The organism is Desulfitibacter sp. BRH_c19, assembly GCA_001515945.1.
GTDB lineage: Bacteria > Bacillota > DSM-16504 > Desulfitibacterales > Desulfitibacteraceae > Desulfitibacter.
This window is the reverse complement of record LOER01000046.1, coordinates 45,693-66,861: the sequence shown is the minus strand read 5'-3', so window position 1 is coordinate 66,861 and position 21,169 is coordinate 45,693. Positions and strand designations below refer to the sequence as shown.

Annotated in this window: 17 protein-coding genes; 15 read left to right on the top strand and 2 right to left on the bottom strand. The window is 34.3% G+C overall.

The window, feature by feature from the left end; all coding sequences use genetic code 11:
* Window positions 1-15: 15 nt before the first annotated feature.
* From APF76_09625 to APF76_09580, 10 genes are all read left to right on the top strand, one after another.
* On the top strand, window positions 16-1,341 hold the full coding sequence (locus APF76_09625; GenBank protein ID KUO48898.1) for a hypothetical protein: 1,326 nt from the start codon (window positions 16-18) through the stop codon (window positions 1,339-1,341).
* A 21-nt stretch (window positions 1,342-1,362) separates the two neighbouring features.
* On the top strand, window positions 1,363-2,508 hold the full coding sequence (locus APF76_09620) for a uroporphyrinogen decarboxylase (GenBank protein KUO49090.1): 1,146 nt from the start codon (window positions 1,363-1,365) through the stop codon (window positions 2,506-2,508).
* Window positions 2,509-2,569: 61 nt separating this feature from the next.
* On the top strand, window positions 2,570-3,574 hold the full coding sequence (locus APF76_09615) for a hypothetical protein (GenBank protein KUO48897.1): 1,005 nt from the start codon (window positions 2,570-2,572) through the stop codon (window positions 3,572-3,574).
* Window positions 3,575-3,663: 89 nt separating this feature from the next.
* Entirely contained in the window at window positions 3,664-5,001 is a 1,338-nt protein-coding gene (locus tag APF76_09610; protein ID KUO48896.1) for a hypothetical protein, read from the top strand.
* An 11-nt stretch (window positions 5,002-5,012) separates the two neighbouring features.
* Window positions 5,013-6,128, top strand: coding sequence for a hypothetical protein (locus APF76_09605; protein KUO48895.1), 1,116 nt, complete (start codon window positions 5,013-5,015; stop codon window positions 6,126-6,128).
* Between the two features lie 97 nt (window positions 6,129-6,225).
* Window positions 6,226-7,125 (top strand): hypothetical protein, encoded by a 900-nt coding sequence (locus tag APF76_09600; GenBank protein KUO48894.1) that lies wholly within the window; start codon window positions 6,226-6,228, stop codon window positions 7,123-7,125.
* A gap of 964 nt (window positions 7,126-8,089) precedes the next feature.
* Window positions 8,090-8,587: a hypothetical protein gene (locus APF76_09595; GenBank protein ID KUO48893.1), complete on the top strand. Its 498-nt coding sequence runs from the start codon at window positions 8,090-8,092 to the stop codon at window positions 8,585-8,587.
* The gene (locus APF76_09590) at window positions 8,568-10,394 is read left to right on the top strand and encodes a hypothetical protein (protein KUO48892.1); all 1,827 of its coding nucleotides are present in this window, start codon (window positions 8,568-8,570) and stop codon (window positions 10,392-10,394) included. Before APF76_09595 ends, APF76_09590 begins: the two co-directional genes overlap by 20 nt.
* A gap of 100 nt (window positions 10,395-10,494) precedes the next feature.
* Window positions 10,495-11,685 (top strand): hypothetical protein, encoded by a 1,191-nt coding sequence (locus APF76_09585; GenBank protein ID KUO49089.1) that lies wholly within the window; start codon window positions 10,495-10,497, stop codon window positions 11,683-11,685.
* Window positions 11,686-11,760: 75 nt separating this feature from the next.
* The gene (locus tag APF76_09580; protein KUO48891.1) at window positions 11,761-12,534 is read left to right on the top strand and encodes a hypothetical protein; all 774 of its coding nucleotides are present in this window, start codon (window positions 11,761-11,763) and stop codon (window positions 12,532-12,534) included.
* Window positions 12,535-12,655: 121 nt separating this feature from the next.
* Here APF76_09580 and APF76_09575 read toward each other — a convergent pair whose 3' ends face one another.
* On the bottom strand, window positions 12,656-13,837 hold the full coding sequence (locus tag APF76_09575; protein ID KUO48890.1) for a hypothetical protein: 1,182 nt from the start codon (window positions 13,835-13,837) through the stop codon (window positions 12,656-12,658).
* A 270-nt stretch (window positions 13,838-14,107) separates the two neighbouring features.
* Here APF76_09575 and APF76_09570 point away from each other — a divergent pair, with 270 nt between their 5' ends.
* From APF76_09570 to APF76_09560, 3 genes are read left to right on the top strand one after another with little or no spacing between them, the layout of a single operon-like run.
* Complete coding sequence (locus tag APF76_09570) at window positions 14,108-16,087, top strand: hypothetical protein (protein ID KUO48889.1); 1,980 nt, start codon at window positions 14,108-14,110, stop codon at window positions 16,085-16,087.
* A gap of 51 nt (window positions 16,088-16,138) precedes the next feature.
* Entirely contained in the window at window positions 16,139-16,528 is a 390-nt protein-coding gene (locus APF76_09565) for a hypothetical protein (GenBank protein ID KUO48888.1), read from the top strand.
* A 35-nt stretch (window positions 16,529-16,563) separates the two neighbouring features.
* Entirely contained in the window at window positions 16,564-16,932 is a 369-nt protein-coding gene (locus tag APF76_09560) for an iron-sulfur cluster assembly scaffold protein (protein ID KUO48887.1), read from the top strand.
* Between the two features lie 65 nt (window positions 16,933-16,997).
* Here the strand turns inward: APF76_09560 and APF76_09555 are convergent, their stop codons facing one another.
* Window positions 16,998-18,104, bottom strand: a complete 1,107-nt coding sequence (locus APF76_09555; protein KUO48886.1) for a hypothetical protein — start codon at window positions 18,102-18,104, stop codon at window positions 16,998-17,000.
* A 599-nt stretch (window positions 18,105-18,703) separates the two neighbouring features.
* On the opposite strand from APF76_09555, the gene APF76_09550 reads away from it, so the two are divergent.
* Together APF76_09550 and APF76_09545 are read left to right on the top strand one after the other, a co-directional pair.
* The gene (locus tag APF76_09550; protein KUO48885.1) at window positions 18,704-19,393 is read left to right on the top strand and encodes a two-component system response regulator; all 690 of its coding nucleotides are present in this window, start codon (window positions 18,704-18,706) and stop codon (window positions 19,391-19,393) included.
* The gene (locus APF76_09545) at window positions 19,390-21,132 is read left to right on the top strand and encodes a hypothetical protein (protein KUO48884.1); all 1,743 of its coding nucleotides are present in this window, start codon (window positions 19,390-19,392) and stop codon (window positions 21,130-21,132) included. The genes APF76_09550 and APF76_09545 overlap by 4 nt, the downstream gene beginning before the upstream one ends.
* Window positions 21,133-21,169 lie beyond the last annotated feature (37 nt).

Genomic DNA, 21,169 nt, shown 5'->3' with positions numbered 1-21,169 from the left:
AAGGAGAATAAAGTCATGAAACCTGTGTTTTTTCCACTTGGTAGGGATAAATGGGATATGGAAGTAGCGGGAGATTATTTTCAAAGATCCTGTAATATATTAAAGGTTTTGCATCCCAGTTTTATAGTGCCAACAAATATATTAACTGATGTAGATATGATTAAAAACTATCTAGGTGAGCAATCTATGATAGACTTTGCTTTAATTCAAATCACTACCTTTGTAGACGCTACAATGGCTATAGATATTGCCGAAAGCTTATCTTGCCCTATTCTTTTATGGTGTATAAAAGAACCTAGCGTAAATGGTACAAGATTGAGGCTAAACTCTTTAACAGGTTGTTATTCTTTTGGGAATGCACTAATGAACTTCGACAAAAAATTTGACTACATTTTTGGTAATCCAGAGGATTCTACGTTCCAAAAAAAAATTATTCAGTATATTAAAACAATTGATGTTAAATCTCACTTGCAAAAACTTACTATTGGAGTAATTGGCTCCTTTCCTCCAGGCTTCTATTTTAGTGAAGAGCTAGACCTACAGCTTAGATCAGCTATTGGTGTTAGATTAGAACGAATAGATATTAATAGAGTTATAAAAGAAGCAAATGAGCTAAACTACTCAGAATATAAAGAGACTCTTCTCTTTCTAAAAAGAACTATAGAAGGAATTACTGAAGAAAATAACCTTGAGGTTGAAAAATCAGCACGATTTAAGACCGCTTTGAAAAAATATATTAAAGACTATAATATTGGGGCTGTAGCGAGTCGCTGCTGGCCTACAGTTTTTGACGAGTATAACGCAGCGGTATGTGCGTCACTTTCTATGTTAACTGAGGAAGGTATAGTTTCTGCGTGTGAAGCAGATATTGGTGGCGCTTTAACAATGTATATTCAGCACTTTTTGACAAATACTGCACCTTTTCTAGCTGATCCTGTTTATTACGATAAGGATAATAACTACATAATATATTGGCATTGTGGTGTAGGTGCATGTTCCTTAGCTAGAAAAGATACAAAAATTGAAGCTGGAAAACATACAAACCGCAAAGTGGGACTGACCTTTGAATTCGGTTTAAAATCTGGTAGAGTTACGGTTTGCCGTTTAGGAAAGAGTCGAAATGGGTACAGATTATTTGTCATGACTGGAGATGCTTTAGATGAGCCTAAGAAATTTTATGGAACTTCGGTAGTGGTTAAGACAGATAATGATGTTTCTCACATTATTGAAGGCTCAATAAAACAGGGATGGGAACCTCATTTTTCGGTTGTTTACGGAGATATTAAAGAAGAATTAAAGATGTTAGCATCATTACTGAACATTGAGGTTGTAGAGTATTAAAGTATGAAAGGCGATGGTAATATGTTAAATTCTCGTCAAAGGGTTTTGACAGTCTTGAGTCATAAACTGCCTGATAGAGTTCCTTTAGATTTATGTAATTCGGCATCTTTTATAAATGATCCTGCATACTTTGCTTTAAAAAATCACCTGAATTTAAAAGAAGAGATATCACCATTTCGAAATGGATTTACAGCTAATTATTATGATGAAAAGCTGCTTGAAGCTTTGGAAATTGATTTTAGACATGTGTGGCTTAAACCGCCCAATACCAGTAATGGAAGGTTTAATCATGATGGAACAATAGTTGATGAATGGGGTATTAAGTACCAATTCTTAGGAAATGAGAAAGCTATAGTTTTAAACCCTTTAGATGGTTTAGACGAAACTGATTTAGATAAATACCCATGGCCTGACCCATACAATGCTGGTAGAGTTGATGGTATTGCTGAGCGTGCAGAATATTTGGCCAGAAACACTAACTATGCAGTATCAGCTCATGCCGCTCATTATTTTGGTTTTTTTGATAATGGATGGATATTAAGGGGTTTTGAAAGGTTTATGATGGATCTTGTAAGTAATAAAAAGTTCATCTATAAGCTCTTAGATAAACTATTAAATATATATTTGGGATTATATGACATATATCTTGATAAAGTAGGAGGCTATGTGCAGATGGTTGCCTATTCTGAAGACTTTGGTATGCAATCAGCACCATTTATTTCGCCTTCGATGTATAAAGAGATATTTTTTCCTTTGCATAAGGAATTATTCTCCTTCATAAAACAAAAAGCTCCAAATGCCAAGGTTATGCTTCATACCTGTGGTGCTGTATATCCATTTATTCCATATTTCATTGAAGCAGGTGTAGATGTATTGAATCCAATTCAAAACTTAGCTAAAGATATGAATCCTATAAAAATTAAAAAGGAGTATGGGTCAGAACTTGTTTTTCATGGAGGAATAGATATGCAAAGGGCACTATGTGGAACAGTGGATGATGTAAAAGTGGAAGTACAAGCTAGGATGAAGGACCTAGGCAAAGACGGTGGCTATATCATAGCACCAGCCAATGTTATTCAAGGTGAAACTCCCCCTGAAAACATTATTACATTGTATCAAACTGCTATTAAATATGGTCAGTATAATATGAAGACAAAATGGGAATAGTGCAGATTAATATAAAAAAGCTAGTAGCAATGAAATTGAATGGATTGGAGTGTTGTAGTAAATGAAGTATAAGATTGGGATTATAGGTTCAGGTAGAATGGCCAATATTTATGTTGAAAAACTATTAAATATGCAAGATGTAATTATTTCTGGCATATGCGGTCGGTCAGAAAGTGTTGAACTGCTGGCACGAAAAACTGGAGCTAAAGCTTATTATGATTATAAGCAAATGCTAAATGAAGACGATTTTGATGCTGTATATATCACAACCCCAACCAGTACCCATGCTGGCATGGCTAAGGCTGTGGCAGAAAAAAAGATTAATCTATTCTTAGAAAAACCTATTGCATTAACTGTTAAAGAGGCCTATGAGGTATTAAAGACCATAGAAGACTCGGGAATAATATGTACATCTGGACATATGTTTCGATATAAAAATACAGTAAAAAAACTGAAAGATATTTTTACAAATAAACCTATAGCTTTAATTAATGGGCATTGGTATTGGACTATTCCCCCTATTAGTCATATAGCTAACAAAGATATGGGTGGTGGTCCAGTAGTTGATCAGCTTATTCATTTAATAGATTTAGCACGATTATTTGCAGGAGAGATTAATACTGTAAAAGCTAGCTATACATGTAACTGCCGGGTTGATGAAGACTTTAATAACTGGGATGGTTATGCAATAAATTTAACATTTAAGAACGGTACTGTTGGAAATATATCTGGTACTTTAGCTTTATATGACAGTATTAAGGAACAAAGTTTACTTGAAAATTGTGCTTTAGATATTATTGCTAAGGACTTTTTAGGCCGTTTTACTCCAAGTCATATTCAGCTATATTCTAGTGGCGAAGTAAAAACTATTGAAGATAAATCAGGGGAAATAAATGAGGATTTTATCGCAGCCATTAGAAGTAATGATAGAAGCTTAATTAAATCAAATATTCGAGATGCAGTTAAAACTACAATAGCCGTACTGGCATGTAACCACTCTGCTGCAACTGGAAAAGTAGTCAGTATTGATGATTATATGAAAGATGAATGTGGGGAAATACTGTAAGAATTAAGTAAATTTGACCTTAAACATGAGACTAAAAGGTGATAGGAAGTTGCCTCTTATCAAATTTAAAAAGCGGAGTGTGTTTTTAAATGACTAAAATAAAAGTAGCGTATTTGCCCATAGGAAGGGTTAGTTTTCATATGGAAAGTGCCTCAGATGTTTTTCAAAAATCATGCAATATGTTAAAGGAAATCTTTGCAGATATACAGATGCCAAAAGACGTGCTTACGTCACCTGAAGTGCTAAGTCAATATATTGAAAGCACTCATAAGCCAGACTTAGTAATCTTTCAAAACACTACTTTTGCAGATTCAGCCTTTGCAGCAGAAGTGGTGAGAAGGCTTGATTGTCACATATTATTATGGACTGTAATGGAACCAGTAATAGATGGTGGCAGGTTGCGCCTTAACTCATTAACGGGTGCTTTTTCTGCAGGAAATCTTTTTTTGGGCCAGGGCAGAAAGTTTGATTATATTCTTGGTGCACCAGGTGAGGAAAAGGTGGCAAAAAAGATTAAGGTAGTAGTAAGTGCTATTAAATTAAAGAATAGCTTACGTGAGATAACAGTTGGAGTGGTTGGAACAGCTCCAGGGGGCTTTTATTTCGCTAATGCTCTTGACACAGATATATTAAGAGTAATAGGTGCTAGATTAGAGAACATAGAAGCTAGAGAAATAATAAACAAAGCTAAGGCTCTAAAAGAAGAAGAATTTCAAGGTCACATTGATGAATTAAAAAATACATTAAAAAATATTGAAGTGATACCCAATGAAAATATAGAAAGATATGCAAGGCTATCGGTGGCCTATACTCGGTTTGTTGAAGATAACGGAATAAATGTCTTGGCTTCAAGGTGTTGGCCAGATTTCTTTGTTGAATACGAGGCACCAGTTTGTGGTGTTTTGTCAAGTTTAACAGATAAAGGTGTTGTATCTTCCTGTGAAGGTGATGTATATGGTGCAGTTTCCATGTATATATTAAAGGAGCTTACATCCATTTCTTCCTATTTTGGGGATCCAGTATCCATAGATGAAACAAAGAATACCATAACCTTTTGGCACTGTGGTGCAGGGGCATGTTCTTTAGCTAGAACAGATACTGGGGCTAGAGCTGGAGTACATCCAAATAGAAAGATAGGTCCTACAATGGAATTTGGATTACGACCTGGAAGAGTAACTGTGATGCGCTTAGGTCGTAGTGAAGATGGAACCTTCCGTATTTTTCTTATGGGTGGAGAAGCACTTGATGAACCAAAGCAATTCCTAGGAACTTCAGTAGTTATTAAGACTGATAATAATGCTTCACAGATTATTAATAGTGCAGTTCAAGCAGGATGGGAACCTCATTTTGCTATTGGTTATGGTGACGTCAGAGAAGAGATTATAGTATTAGGAAAGCTTTTAAATATTGATGTTATAGAATACTAAGAGGTGTTAAGATGAGTATACAACCACAATTAGTTCAGGATGAGTTAAGGATAAAAGAAGAGCGAATTAGAAAGCTTTGCTTAGAATTAAAGTTAGATGGATTATGCTTTTTTAAATTCATGAATTTTTCCTGGTTCACAGCTGGAGGTTCAAATAGAGTTGTTACTGGCTCAGAAAGAGGCTGCTCTTTTATCCTATACCTTAGAGGAAAAATATATGTATTTGCTCCTTGTAATGAAATTGAAAGGATAACTAATGAGCAGATACCATTTAATGAGTATGAAGCAGTAATCTATGATTGGTACAACAACCCAATTGAAGTACTTAAAGATAAAATAAAGGATTTAAGGGTTGGAAGTGATGTTCCTGTTCCAGGGTTTGAAATGGTAAGTTATGATATAGATAGGATGCGTTTTTCTTTGACAGAAACAGAGGTACACAAGACAAAAGAAGTGGCCTTCATCTGCTCAGAAAAGCTAGCTAGTATATGCGTAGATACTAAAAGTGGTACAACTGAGCAGGAGATAGCTGCTCGTATTAGTTTTGAATTACTCCAAAAAGGGGTTAAACCAGCAGTTTTATTAGTGGGAACAGACGAAAGATTATTTACATGCAGGCACCCAGTTCCTACAGAAAAAAAACTCGAGAAATATGGGTTAATTAGTTTAGTGGGGGAAAAATGGGGTTTACACATAACCTTGACCAGGGCTTTTTATCTTGGTGAGCTTCCGGAAGATATAAAGAGTAGGCAGTTAAAAGTATGCCAAATAGATGCAGCAATGATTGCAAATACAATTCTTGGTGAGGCTAGTGATCTGGCATTTCAAGCCTGTCAAAGGGAGTTTGCTAGTATAGGTTACCCTGACGAATGGAAGGGTCATCATCAGGGAGGGGCCATTGGCTATGCACCTAGAGAATTCAGGGCTGGCGAAAGAGTCGAAAAGGTCCAGGTTAACCAAATGTTTGGATGGAATCCAACATTTAAAGGAACAAAGAGTGAGGGCACTATACTAGTAGATGAAAAGGGAGTTCAACAAGTTTTGGATTATGTACCCAAATGGTGGCCAACTACTAAAATTGATATTGCAGGGAAAAAAATAGTTAGGCCTCTTATACTAGAATTTTGACTTTAGTGTTTTTGTTTTGTTTTTTATTAAAATGCACTAAGATACCATGCTCTTTTATAAACATGACAGTTTAATAAACACCAAAGAAGGGATGGCTTTGTCTGGACTTTTAAGTACTTTTCTATCAGCATTTAGTAATGGAATTTATTTAACTCTAAATAGATCTGTATTACTAAGCACTACACCAATAGTGTTTGGATTTGTGGTTTTGAGTACTGTGGGAATACTTCTTGGTGGATATAATATTTACAGATACGGTCTTGATGAGTTTGCAACTGCAATTAAAGCCAATTTGGGCTTTTTGATAATCATGGGGATAAATGCTTCAATTTTGAATTTCCTTTTATTTTGGGGACTTCAGTTGAGTTCAGCTGTTAATTCTGCCATAATAACCAGGCTAGACGTTTTGTTTGCCGCTTTATTGGGCGGTATATTTTTTGGGGAAAAGTTGAAAGGTTTAGATTGGGTAGCTGTAGTCGTACTTATGCTGGGATCATTAAGAATATTACAAATCGATTTGAGTCAGTTATCGGTCAATCAAGGGGATATATTTTTTATTTTGCATACTTTTTTAGTAGTAGTTAATGCACAAATAATACGATATAAGCTTTGTTATGTACCAGCAACAATTAAGGCATGCTTTAATGCCTGCTTATGTGGTATTATCTATTTAACAGCTATCCTTTTTACAGGGCAAACCAATCAACTAGTAGGTCTTGCGGAATTTAAAATTCCTATAATTATATGTATATTACTCCAATTATTTCAATACCCAACCTATTATTATGGATTGCAAATGCTAGAAACTTGGACAGTAAGATCAGTTTTCTTGGTAATGCTTCTCACAAGCTCAATTAGCAGTTTTTTAATTATGGGAGAAAGAATTTCTTCAATTCAAATACAAGGAATGCTATTGGTAAGTACCGGGGTTTTGCTTTTATCATATCATCAAAAAATAAAGGGAGAGAAAGATGCACGGGAATTAGAATATAGATAATTATCACATTCGTTATATGATGAACTGATAAGAAGTAGATTAATTTGTCTGTGCTTGTAAGAAATGGTATTAATGAGTTCAATAATCAGATGGTTTCTGTATTTTAGAGGAGCCATTTTTTATTTAGTAAAAACCTTACCCTATCAATGTTTCAGTTAATTACTATATATTCTTTTATAAGTACTGTATTTAATATTTTATCTGATGACTATCACCACTGGCCTTGCATGGGTTCAGCTATGCCCATAAAACAAAACTTAGTTTACGCCAAAGCTATTATTTAGGGTGGAAGCCTTAGTCGAGTTAATACCATCTACCTATGAAAATTATGTTCAATTACTATTTAATCTAACGATTAAATGAAGTTTCGGTCTATAACTTTCATGCTAGTTCTGATTAATTAGCAAAGTGAATTTAGCAGTAACTGTACATCTGCAAAAAAAGCAGATGCTCATTAAGTTAACTCCACTTGAAGTCAAGAATCCTGTTTATCAAAAGAGGAAACAGCTAACTTAATCCAAAGTCTGATCCTAGGCAGCACAGGAGTTTGGTGTTTTAGTATAATTATAAATTAAAGGGAGAAAAGGATGTAAGTTAGCTGAAACAAGTTTATTATTCAGGGTGAGATAAACCATAGTTAGCGGGCAAATTATCTTTTGGCATTAGATCAGAGGACTACGAGTTCCATGGTAATTCTATTGAATTTACTAGAAAGGCACTATGTTTTGAATTAAGAAAGAATTTAAATGAATGATTCAATTAATTCAAATACAAGGAATGATATTAGTTAGTACAGAGATATGGCATTTAATCAGAACTAAAAGGAAAGAAAGATACAAGTCAGGCTGCAAAACATAGTATCTTAGATATTGCATAACAATATTTATTGACATTTAACCTATTGCAAAATATAATTATATTGTAAATATGTAATAATACAATATATGATTAGAGGTGGATGCTAGTGACACATCATAAGGTTTTAGCAGTAGATTACCAGAAATGTATAGGTTGTCGTATATGTGAGCAGTGGTGTAGCTTGAGTCATCACGGGGTCATTAGCCCAGCTAAGACAAGGGTTAATATTAATAAAAATGAAGAAACCGGAGTTAATATACCCATAATATGTACACAATGCAGTCCTGCCCCATGTATTTCTGTTTGTCCAGAAAATGCTTTATCAAAGGATGAGAAAACAGGTGCTATTAGAGTTGATACGAATCGTTGTGTAGCTTGTAGGAAATGTATTATAGCTTGCCCTAATGGTGTCATATCATTAGACACTACAGGGGATTCAGTACTGATCTGTGATTTATGTAAAGGCAAACCACAATGTGTTGATCAGTGTCCTACAAACGCATTAATGTATATTTTACCTGAAATAGTTGGAAGAGAAAGAAGAAGCAGAATTGCACGTGCTACAGAAAAGGGGGAAGGAAGTAATGACCAAAATTCCTGTTAGTGTAACTGGAAAACTATTGAGAGTTAATCTTACTTCAAAAAATATTAAGGAAGAAAATATCCCCTTTCATTTATATAAGGATTATTTAGGTGGAAGAGGTGCTGGTGCTTACTATTTAGCCAAGGAACTGGACAGGGGAATAGACCCCCTAGGTGAGGATAATAAACTTATCTTTTTTACTGGCCCTGTTATTGGAACTATTGCTCCAGGAAGCAATAAGGTATCAGTTACTTTCAAGTCACCTTTAACAAATACCTATTCCATGTCTTTATGTGGAGGCTTTTGGGGACCTGAATTAAAGTTTGCTGGTTATGATGGACTTATAGTTGAAGGCAAATCTGCAGAACCTGTATACTTATGGATTGATAATGGAGAAGTTTCCATCAGAACTGCAGATCATCTATGGGGCAAATTAATACCTAAGACAAGTGATGAAATTAGAAAAGAATTAGGTAATGATGATACAGTTCGTGTTGCATGTATAGGGCCTGCAGGTGAGAAACTTAATAAAATGGCCTGTATCACAGCAGACAGGCACCGTGAGTTCGGACGAGGTGGAGCTGGAGCTGTGATGGGGTCAAAAAACCTAAAGGCAATTGCAATTAGAGGTACTGGTGAAATAGAGATTTCCCAAAAAGGAAAAATGGCATCCTTAGTTAAAAATCTTTACCAGGAGTTTAAAATCCATCCAAAAGCAAAGGCAAGAACCAGATATGGTACTGTAGAAATGCTTGACGGAATTAATAAATTGGGTTTTTGGTCGACCCGTAATTTTTCCCAAGGATACTTTGAAGGTGGAGATAAATTAGTTGGGCATAAAATGCGAGATGAAATAGTAGTTGGTGATGCATCCTGTTATTCATGTCCAATTGGTTGCGGAAAAAATACCAAAGTCTTTTATAAAGGATCTAAAGTGCATATCGAAGGTCCTGAGTTTGAAACAGTTGGACTTCTGGGAGCAAATTGTGGAGTGAATGATTGGGAAAGTATTCTTAAGGCAACAGAAATATGTGATTATTATGGTATGGATACTATGGCTATAGGAGCAACTGTATCCTTTGCTATGGAGTGCTTTGAAAATGGAATCATTAACCTATCAGATACAGATAATCTGGAATTAAGATTTGGGAACGGTGATGAACTTGTTTCACTAGTAGATAAAATAGCCAAGAGAGATGGGCTTGGAGATTTACTTGCCGAAGGTGTAAAAACTGCATCAGAAAAACTAGGTGCCCAGAAATATGCCATGCATAGCAAAGGATTGCCCTTGGCAACTTATGATCCAAGGGGATGTAAAGGTATGGCTTTAACCTACGCAACATCTTCAAAAGGAGCCCATCATATGATATCACCAACTATGGGAGCTGAAATCCCAGGAGATAGATTTGCAGAAGAAGATAAAGCAGGTCTTGTGAAAGACACACAAATAGAAATGGCTTTGGTTGATTCTCTAGGTCTTTGTTCCACAATGAGATTTGTTCTAGATGTGGGTAGACAACAACAACTTTTAGAACATGCATCAGGAATGGAATTATCTAAGGAAGAAATTCTTAAGATTGGTGAGAGAATATTGAATCTTGAAAGACTGTTTAATATTCAAGAGGGTTTTGATCGCAAAGATGATACCCTGCCAAATAGATTCTTAAAGGAAAGCTTTAAAGAGGGTCTAAGCGCAGGACACACAATAGACTTAAAAAAGATGCTTGATGAATACTATCAAGTAATGGGATGGGATAGCAACGGTATCCCAAGTGAAAGTAAGTTAATTGAATTAGATATTTCCGAGATTACTAATTTGAAAGAGTAACCTCCTCCCTATGTCATAACTGTTTACACATAGAGTAAACGGTTATGACAATTTAAAAATATAGAGCAGTTTTAAGCATAAAGGAGTGACTTATATGACTATTAAAGGTAACCTTATTGTGGGCCAGTCAGGGGGACCTACTACAGTTATTAATGGAAGCCTTGCTGGGGTTATTGCGGAAGCAAAAAACCACGAAAAAATCCAAAAAATTTATGGAATGCAGCATGGTATTGAAGGTTTATTAAAAAAAAATTTCCTTGATTTAACTGATTGTTCATTGAATATCATAAACGGCCTTCGTGTCACACCAGCATCAGCATTAGGAGGATGTCGTTACAAAGTCAAGGATGATGACTACTCGCAAATACTAGAAATTTTAAAAGAGAAGAATATTAGATACTTTTTTTATATTGGTGGTAATGATTCAATGGATACCTGCAATAAGATAAGCATTCTTGCTGAAAAAGAAGGTTATGAAATGCAGGTATTAGGAATACCAAAAACTATTGATAATGATTTGCCAATTACGGATCACTGCCCAGGCTTTGGTAGTGCTGCGCGTTTCACAGCTATTAGTACTGCTAGTGCAGGCAAAGATTTGGAGGCAATGAAAAGCTTTGATGATGTTGCAATTAATGAGATTATGGGTCGTCATGCAGGTTGGTTGGCAGCAGCTTCAGTATTAGCTAAGAATGACTTTAAAGACGCACCCCATTTAGTCTACCTTCCTGAAAGAGCTTTCTCTGTTGAAAAGTTCTTAGAAGATGTAAAATCAATTCACAAGGAACTTGGATATGTTTTTGTATCCATAGGGGAAGGAATCAAAAATTCTTCTGGTGAATTTATCGGTGAAAATCAAGCTGAAACTGTAGTTGATGCCTTTGGACATAAAGCAATTGCTTTGGGAAATGGTCCTGCATCATATCTTTCAAAAACCATAAAAGAAAATCTTGGTTTACAAGCTCGCTATAGTCGTTGTGGTACTATCCAGAGATCATTTTCTGAATGTGTTTCTAATATAGACTATGAAGAAGCATATTTAGTAGGAGTCACAGCAGTAAAACATGCTGCTGAAGGTAAAACAGGCTTGATGATTACTTTAGAAAGAACTAGTAATGATCCTTACAAGTGTTGTGCTGGAGCAGTTTCTTTAAGCAAAGTTGCTAATGTGGAGCACTTTGTGCCTAAAGAATATATTAACCAACAAGGGAATTTTGTAACTCAAGAATTTTTTACGTATTGTTTACCCTTGGCAGGGAAAAATATACCAAAGTATGTAAGATTAGTTTAATATACTTTGACATAAGTATTATTTATAGATAAAATAGATAAGAAATAGACGATAAATTGTCGAGGAGATAAAAGAATGATTGATAAGACACAGCCCCTTCCATTACACTATCAAATTACAATGGATTTAAGAAACAAAATAAGAGAAGGTTACTGGATTGTGGGTGACCTATTTCCCACGGATAAGGAATTAATGGAACAGTATGGAGTTAGTAGCACCACAATTAGACGAGCTGTTTCAGAGTTGGTTAATGAAGGCTGGATTAGAAGGCAGCCTGGTAAAGGAACCTTTATTACTAAGGAGTTTGTCGAAACAGTAGATGATGGATTAAGAGGTTTTTTTGAGGAAGTTAAGGCAAAAGGCAAGAATCCTAGCGCTGATATTCTTAGTATGACATCTATTTATGTTGATGAGAAAATCTGCGATGATGTTCCGGAACTCCAGATTTTTAGAGATACCAAAGTGTTTGTAATTGAAAAAGTCCATAGAATTGATGGTAATCCAGTAACTTATTTAAAAAGTTATTGGCCTGATAATATCGGTAAAAAAATTCCAGAATTTGATCTTTCATCAAGGGGGATGTATGAGATACTAGAAGTTGAATTAGGAATTTCACTTGAAAAGGCAGAACAAATGATAAGTGCAAAAATTGCTAATGACCACGAATCTGAAGCCCTTGAAGTCCCAAAGAAGTCACCAGTTCTGTTAATGGAGAGAGTTGCTTATGCACAAGGAAAACCAATTGAGCTTTCTCTTAATGTATATCGTGCTGATAGTTACAGGTACCGTTTAGTATTAAATAGAAATCAACCTAAAAATGGCGGCATTGTTTTAAATACACAAAGCTAAAAAAAATTTTAACTTATAAAAGAACCTTCAAGTCTGTAAACATAATATGTACCTTATATAGGGTACATATTAAAACTTGAAGGTTCTTTGCCTTACATAAATGAAATAAATACTAAATAAGTTATTTTAAAAGCTTTGAGCAACAGTAAACCAATTGGTCACTAGTATATTTGATATTATTAATAGCTTCACCAATTTCAGCCATTGATATTTTTTCCTCTTTCGAGGAAGAAGCTATATTCTCAATATTTTCCTTATTATGTCTTATTCCATTAGAAAGTTCTTCTAAAGAAGGAACAATATCTTGAACAACGTTCTGAATGTTTTCTATATGATCCTTTATTTTATCAACAGAAGAGTGGCTTCCGTTTGCTAACTTTCTGACTTCTTGTGCAACTACTCCAAAACCTCTACCCTGCTCCCCTGCACGAGCTGCTTCAATAGCTGCATTTAAAGCAAGTAAGTTTGTTTGATCTGAAATCTTCTTTATCGTTTCTACAACGTCTCCAATGTTATTAGTGGCTTGAGATAATATTTTTGAAATATCTACAATGGAGGCAACTTTAGTAAATTCTGTATTCATTTTCTCGCTTACAGAACTTACAGTACAAGATGTTGTTTCGATAGATGCATTCATTTCTTGGGTAACGGCTACTATTTGTTCAATTTCAGTATTAAGGTGTTGTGATATTTGGGAAACCTCACTAGAAAGAGATTGATAGTTTATATGGTACACGGCTTTCATAATCGTTTTCGTGCTTTCAAATGTAGCAACCCTCTTTGCAGGTATTATAGTTGTAGTCTTTTGTATATAAGAAGTGAATTTGTTAAGTAAATATCCACCAGAACCAACAATAGTATCTGGTCCTAATATATATTTTGCTTTAGAAATATGTTCAATAATTTGATCATTTGGAAGTTCATTGTATGCTATTACCTTGTACTTTATATGGGCTAAATTATTTTTCTTACAATATATAACAATCTTTTCCCCCTGAGCAGTATTATTATTGAAAACAATAACATCTTCACCAGCAGGGATTTTTGCAACTTGAACATAGAAATAGGCATCAGGAACCAATTCCAAACTAACTATCTTTTTTCTGGGTAGTTTTTGGGCAGCTTCTTCGACTCTTGTAGGTAAAGCAACAAATAGATCTGCAACAGATTCATTAGGTACAGATCTTAAAGCCATGGCCTTGGATTCTACCTCATTAGGAAAAATCTCTTTTACCACAGTTAATAGCTCTTGGGCAACAGTTTCAGTACTTCCAACAGTAATTAACCTAATCTTGTTTTCCATTGTTTCTCTCCTTATAGTCTCTTAGTATATTTTCTGAACATAAGAGTTTCATATTTTATAACTCTATATTATCAGGTAACATAAATTCTTTCTAGTTATAACTGGTATTTTAAGAAATTATAGAGCATTATGGAAAATAGTTTATAAATAAAGGTAATATTTTGTAGAAAGTTGGAATATAAAGAGGAAAAAACAAAAAACTATAGAATATTCAGATAAATAAACAGAAATATATATTATATTTAACTGTATAGATTTGGAGGGATGTTTGTGTCAAGGAGTCATATTGTAATTGGTATTATACTGGCTCAATTACCTACTGGTGTGATAATATTGTTTATACGCCCCCAAAGCTGGGAAATGGCCCTTTTGGGAGTTTTAGTTGCAGTTATTTTATCAGGAATCATTTTCTGGTTACATTTTATCAAACCAACTTTACAAGTATTAGAACTCCAAAACAAGATAATATCCGGGGATTTAACAATTGAAAAGCCTAATTTAAGTAAAGGTATTGCATCTTTGATGTCAGATTTATTTTTTAGATTGCTTTCAGAACTAAAAAGTTTGCTTGCTGGAACATCTGGTACTGGGCAAACAATGATTTTTTCTGCAAGACAGCTTGCTAAAAGCGCAGAAACTGTCAAACAGTCAGTAGAACAAGTGGCACTTGCTATTGGAGAGATAGCTGAAGGAAATAATATGGTTGTAAAAAATGTTGAAGATACTTATACGCAGCTTAAAACAATCGAAACACAGATGAGAAGTGTAGCTGAAGTTGGTCAAGACCTGAAGAATCACGCATTAGATAGCCAGTCTGCTGTGAAAGAAGGTAGAGACGCTTTAACTGAATATGATTCAAGTCTAAAAGAAAATGTAATAGCCAATCAAGATGCTAAGGAATCTGTTCAACAGTTAGCGGATTATTCTAAACAAATAGTTTCCATAGTTAACACTATAACAAATGTTGCCGAACAGACAACCCTTCTTGCTTTAAATGCATCAATTGAGGCTGCCAGAGCTGGTGAGGCCGGCAGAGGATTTTCCGTGGTTGCAAATGAAGTTGGAAAGTTAGCAGAAAACTCTAATAAGGCTGCTGATGAAATACGCAAATTACTAAAAGAAATAAATCACCTAGTAGCTAACGTACAGGAAAAGACAGATGCAAGTGAAAATTCAATTGAAGTTCAAAAGAATTGTGCAGAAGAAGTTAATATAATATTTGGAAACATATTCAAACATACAGAGGAAACTTTTAATAGTGTAAATGATATTATTTTAGGAAACAAATCGTTGAATGATGCTTTAACTAGAATAGGAAATGCTATGGATCAGGTTCTTAATACTACACAACAGACTGCAGCAACATCTCAAGAGGTTAATGCCAATGCAATACAACAAACAGACAACGCAGCAGAAATTGCAGAAGCTTCATCAAATCTTGCTAGACTAGTGGAAAGTTTAAAAAGCCATACAGATAAATTTAAAATACCTAAAGTAGGATACTTAAATTGGACTAGTGAAATTGCTAGTGCATATGTTTTTAAACATTGGCTTCAAAAAACAAAGGGTTTTGATGTTATATTAGTGGAAGTAGAAGGCAATGCAATAAGTGAGATGTATTCTGCCTTAGCTACTGGTGAATTTGATTCAACAGTATCATGCTGGACACCCGATATGCATGATGTCTATGTGAACGTTAATAAAGAAAAGCTTAGTATACTTGGAGCCAATTTAGAGGGTGCAAAAACAGGATTAGTGGTTCCTGATTATGTAACAATAGACAGTATATCTGAATTAAATCTACATAAAGAGAAGTTTGATAACAATATGTATGCTATAGAGAAAGAAGCGGGAGTTAGTAAACAAGCGGTTGATTCTATAACGAAATATTCTTTAGATTTTAATATTCAATTTGGAGATAACAATTCTGTTTGTAGTGCAATTGATCAGGCAATTAAGGAGAAAAGATGGATAGTGGTAACTGGCTGGATACCCGAAGTAATGTTTGGAAGATGGCCCCTTAAATTCCTTGAAGATCCAAAGGGTTCTTTCGGTGGAGATAAGAAAATTCTCAATATTGCTCGCCTAGGATTAGATAAAGATTATCCAGTATTGTACGAAGCAATGCAACGCTTCCAATGGTCATTAGAAGATGTTACTAAGGTTATGAAATTTATGAATGATGGCTATAGTCCAGATGATGCTGCTCGATTATTTCTCGAACAAAATCCCAATTTCATTAAAAAATAGAATATAATTTATGTACACATATAGATTTTAATGAAATGGAAGTGTAAATAAATGGATAATAATCAATCTTCACTAGATTTATTAGAATTGCTATTTAACAATATCAATAAGCTGAAGAAGGTAGCTGATGAAACTAGTGAAAATAGTGATTTAGTAGTAAAATCTTTAAAGGGTTTAGAAGAATATTATCAGGATATGGTAGATAAAATACATGGTTTAAACCAAGAAAAGGCTGCCCTTTTATGTCAATTGGACATCATGAAACAAGAAATAGAAGGGTATCAAGAAGAAAAAGATGAAATTGAGAAGGCATTAGCATCAGGACATGAAAAAGTAATCGAAATGCAGCGTAGTAAACATGAGCTTATATGTGAAGTTAGAAAAGCACAAAGGGAGCTTGATAAAATATACCAGGATATAGACGTAGCTCGCAGGATGTAGGAACTTTATTTAAAATAGGATAGGAGCTGCATACAATGTATACAGAGCTAGTAAATGAACATTTTCAAAATCCCCGGAATCAAGGTTTTATTGATGACCCTGATGCAGTAGGAGAGGTCAGTAATGAAAACCTAGGAGATTCAATAACACTATACCTAAAGATAGATAAGGATATTATTACTGATATTAAATATGAGATATTTGGATGTCCTGCAGCTATTGCTACTGCATCAATGCTAACGGAACTAGTTAAAGGAAAGAACTTGAAAGAAGCTTTAACGGTTACGAAAGAAATGGTTGCAGAAGCATTAGGAGGATTACCCGAAAGAAAAATGGAGTGTTCCACAGTAAGTGTTCAGGCGTTAAAAGAAGCAATTGAAGAATTCACACAGAATAAAAAATAGAGTGGCTTATTTGATTGATAGTATGTAATGAAAGTGCATGGCCTAAACCATGCACTTTGAACTGTCTATTTCCTTAATGTTAAGATTCTTTGAAGTGTTTTTACTTTGACCTGATTAATCTTAGAAAAATCCATAGCAGGTACATAAAATGCTTCAAGCTCATCATGCACTCTCTTTGCCTTTGCAACATAGTTGATTGTTCTATTAATTGAGTTCCAAAAGCGCTCTCTACATTCACTAATTTCTCGCTCATAAACTGAAACCTTGTTGGCCATTAATCCAATATTTAGATCAACTTCTGCAATTCTAGTTTCAAAGCCGTCAAGAGTATAATCATTAGGAAAAGGGTTAATTACTGCAACTTGAAGAGTGGGAATGTAAACTCCTGAAAATTTCAGAGGGTCAAAAGATGACCTGAATACTTCTGTATATAAACCGTAGCTTTTAGCTCTATTAAGTACTCTTTCTACCACAGTTGATTTACCCGTTCCAGGTTTACCTCTAAGGATAAATATATTCTGGCAGTTCTGCAATATAGAAGGCCATTCATTTACTAGTCCCATAGGAGTTGTGGCACTAGCAAACAGTTCTCTAGACCTTGGGAAGGATTGATATTGAGGTTCTAGATTATCAAAAATATTTCCGATGATTTTTTGAGTAATTTGATTTGCCTTTGTAAAATCTACACATTCAGTAATATAGCTAATCCACTCTTCATGGATAACTTTGGCTTCTTTAAGAGAAGCATACGCTGTTTTAAAACTCCGGCTGACTCTCTGAGAAGTTTCAAGAATATCTGCCTTATTCTCTATTAACATGTTTTCATTCCAATGATCCCCAAGATGTATAATCTCATCAACAGCGCCAGGAGTTTTAGGGTCTACCACGTGGGGAGCAGTACCATCTAGCAAGCATACACCTAAGGTAGGAATGACTATTCCATCAAGAGAACCATTATCACTTGAACACCAATGTTGCTCTATATCATATCCATTTTCTACCATTGTATTGCCTATACTTTTCATAAAGGTTGACTTGCCTACTCCAGGACCTCCTTTAATAACAAATATTCTTGATGCATCATTTTGTTGTATAATGTTGTCATATAGAGAGTAAAAGCCTAAGCAGGTATTTCCGCCAGGGAAAAAATTTCTTGTAGTTCCATTACTCATATTTGTTCCTCCTGTCCTAAAATTTTAAATTATTGACACCTTACAATTTGTAATATAATACTGTTAGATAGTCAAAAACGTTACACTTTCAGTAATACTTTTTAATGGATCATTTCGCCATATGTCGCAGGAGGTTACTAAATGGGAAAATACTCATTAGGTTTCTTTTACTAGATGTGTTATCGGCGTTGGATTCATTTTTGTAATAATGCCAATAATACTATATTGGTTTATTCATAGTGATTATGAAAGATACAAAAGGGGGTGGTGAAATTGGTATTAGAAGTATTATTTAAACTAGTTTTACCGGTATTATTAGTTACCTTGTTCGGTTTTGTATTAATAAAAAAATATTTAAAATAAACGCTAGGTTTTGTTATATCAATAAATTAATGGTACAGATAAACCAATATAAACTGAATACAACATTGAAGGGTAGGAATTTCCTGCTCTTTTTAGTAGTTAAAAAGAAGGAAAGTAAGTTATTATAGAGAATTTGAAAAAAAAGCATAAATGTGAGGTATTATAGGAGAATTATTTAAATCCCAGATATATTAAAAAGAATCAGCATAAAACAGAATAATGTGGGGGGTAGATTTATGAGTATTGGAACAATATTAGTTATTGATGATGAAAAAAGAATAAGAGATCTAGTTAAAATGTATCTTTTAAAAGAGGATTTCCGAGTGGATGAAGCTGAAAATGGTATTATAGCATTAGAAAAGATTCAGGAATCCGAATATGCCTTAATTATTTTAGACTTGATGCTACCAGGAATAGATGGATTTACATTATTTAAAGAGATTAGAAAAATAGGTGATGTACCGGTAATTATGCTAACTGCTAGAGGTGAGGAATTTGATAGAGTTTTAGGGTTTGAAATGGGAGCTGATGACTATGTTGTCAAACCATTCAGCCCTAGAGAGCTTGTTGGTCGTGTAAAGGCTTTGCTTAGAAGATCTAACAATAATCAATTTGATACTTCTACTGAACTTAATTTTGATGGCTTATCAATAAACAAGAACACTAGAAAGGTTCTCGTTGAAGGGCACGAAGCTGTATTGACTCCTAAAGAGTATGAACTACTCCTATACTTGACTAGCTCACCAGGACAGGTTTTTAATAGGGAACAAATAATGCAAGCTGTTTGGAATTATGATTTTTTCGGTGATTTCAGAACTGTTGATACTCATATTAAGAACTTAAGAGAGAAGATTGGGAATAAGGCTGGTCAGAAATATATACACACAGTATGGGGAGTGGGATATAAATTTGAGGTACATCCATGAGGTTTGGTATAAACCTTAAAATACGCATTTTATTAGTTTTTCTAGTTGTAATTATCCTCCTTTTTGTATGTATATTTCTTAATTCTTCTATTCAAAAATATTACTCTAATCAGCAAGCAGAAAGCCTACTGGAAAACGGGGTAACCCTAGCAACAAAGCTTGGAGTTAGTGAGAACTTAAATGATTATGGAAATGAAATAGTCTTTTTAAGCGATTATATTAGTACAGATATTATAGTAATTGATCGTGACAGGAAAATTATTGCTACCACAGAAAACATTCATCTTAATGTTGGAATGTATATGGAGTCGGAAGAAGTAAATGAAGTTTTTCAAGGAAATGCCTATATAGATCAAGGGGAACATTTTGGTTTTGAGAATCCAAGAATTTCAGTTGCCGTTCCAATTTATCAAGGAGATACAATAAGGGGTGCACTTCTATTAAGTAAATCCGAGGAGTCTTTTACAACAATACTAAAGGATTTTCGTCAAATTATACTAATTGTTGGTTTTGTGGCAATAGTATTAACTTTAATCATTGCACCTATTGTGTCTAATAGGTTTATTAAGCCTCTTTCTCAAATCAGAGAGGTAGCACAAAACATGCTGTTAGGGGACTTTTCAGGAAGAGTCTCTGCTAGAACAAATGATGAACTTGGTGATCTTGCAAAATGTTTTAATTCACTTTCAGAGGAGTTAGAAAAGTCAGTAGGAGCATTATCTCAAGAAAAAGATAAGTTGGTAAGTGTTATAGAAAGTATAAATGAAGGAGTACTTACCTTCGATAAGGATCGGAACCTTACGTTGGTCAATCCACAAACCAAAATTGTTTTAGGTAATGATATTGATAGAGAAGGAATTACTAATAGCAAAGAGGGCAAACTTATTGCTGCCCTTGTATATAAATCTATTAAGAGAAGAATGTTAGTAGAAAGAGAAATAGAAATAAATAGCAGAATAGTATCATTAAAGGCTAATCCGTTAAAAGATAGCAAGATAGGTGAAATAATAGGTGCAGTTATTGTAATCCAAGATGTGACTGTTCAAAAAAGAATTAATCAAATTAGAAAAGAATTTTTGGCAAGTGTTTCCCATGAAATAAGGACTCCACTAAGTATCATGCAAGGTTATACAGAAGCACTTATAGATGGCATGGCCACTAACCCTGAAGACCAAAATACCTATTTGTTAATTATAAAGGATGAAATTTTAAGGTTAAAGGTTTTGGTAAATGATTTATTAGATATAAACAAAATGGAAACAGGCAATTTTGCTCTAAAAAAAGATTACTATGACATAAGAAGATTAATAGAAAGAGTAAATACAAAATATTCTTCTTTTATAGCAGAAACTGCAATATCCTTAGAACTAACTTTACAGCCAGATTTACCATTAGTTTATGGTGATGAAAGAAGAATAGAACAGGCACTAATTAATCTACTTGAAAATGCCATAAAACACACTCCAAGTGACGGCAGAATTATTATATCTTCGTATTGTGAAGATCAAAAAATTATTGTCCAAGTTACTGACAACGGTGAAGGAATACCTCAAGATGAGATACACTTCATTTGGGACAGATTCTTTAAAGTTGATAAAGCAAGAACAAGAGAGAAAGCAGGCTCTGGGCTGGGACTTGCAATTGTTAAAAACATTATAGAAGCCCACGGGGGAGTTGTGGGTGTAAGAAGTGTTGAAGGAGAAGGCAGTATGTTTAAAATAGAGTTTCCTATAGTTTAAATAAAAGTAAGGTTTTATATATGGTGGGTATTTAGGA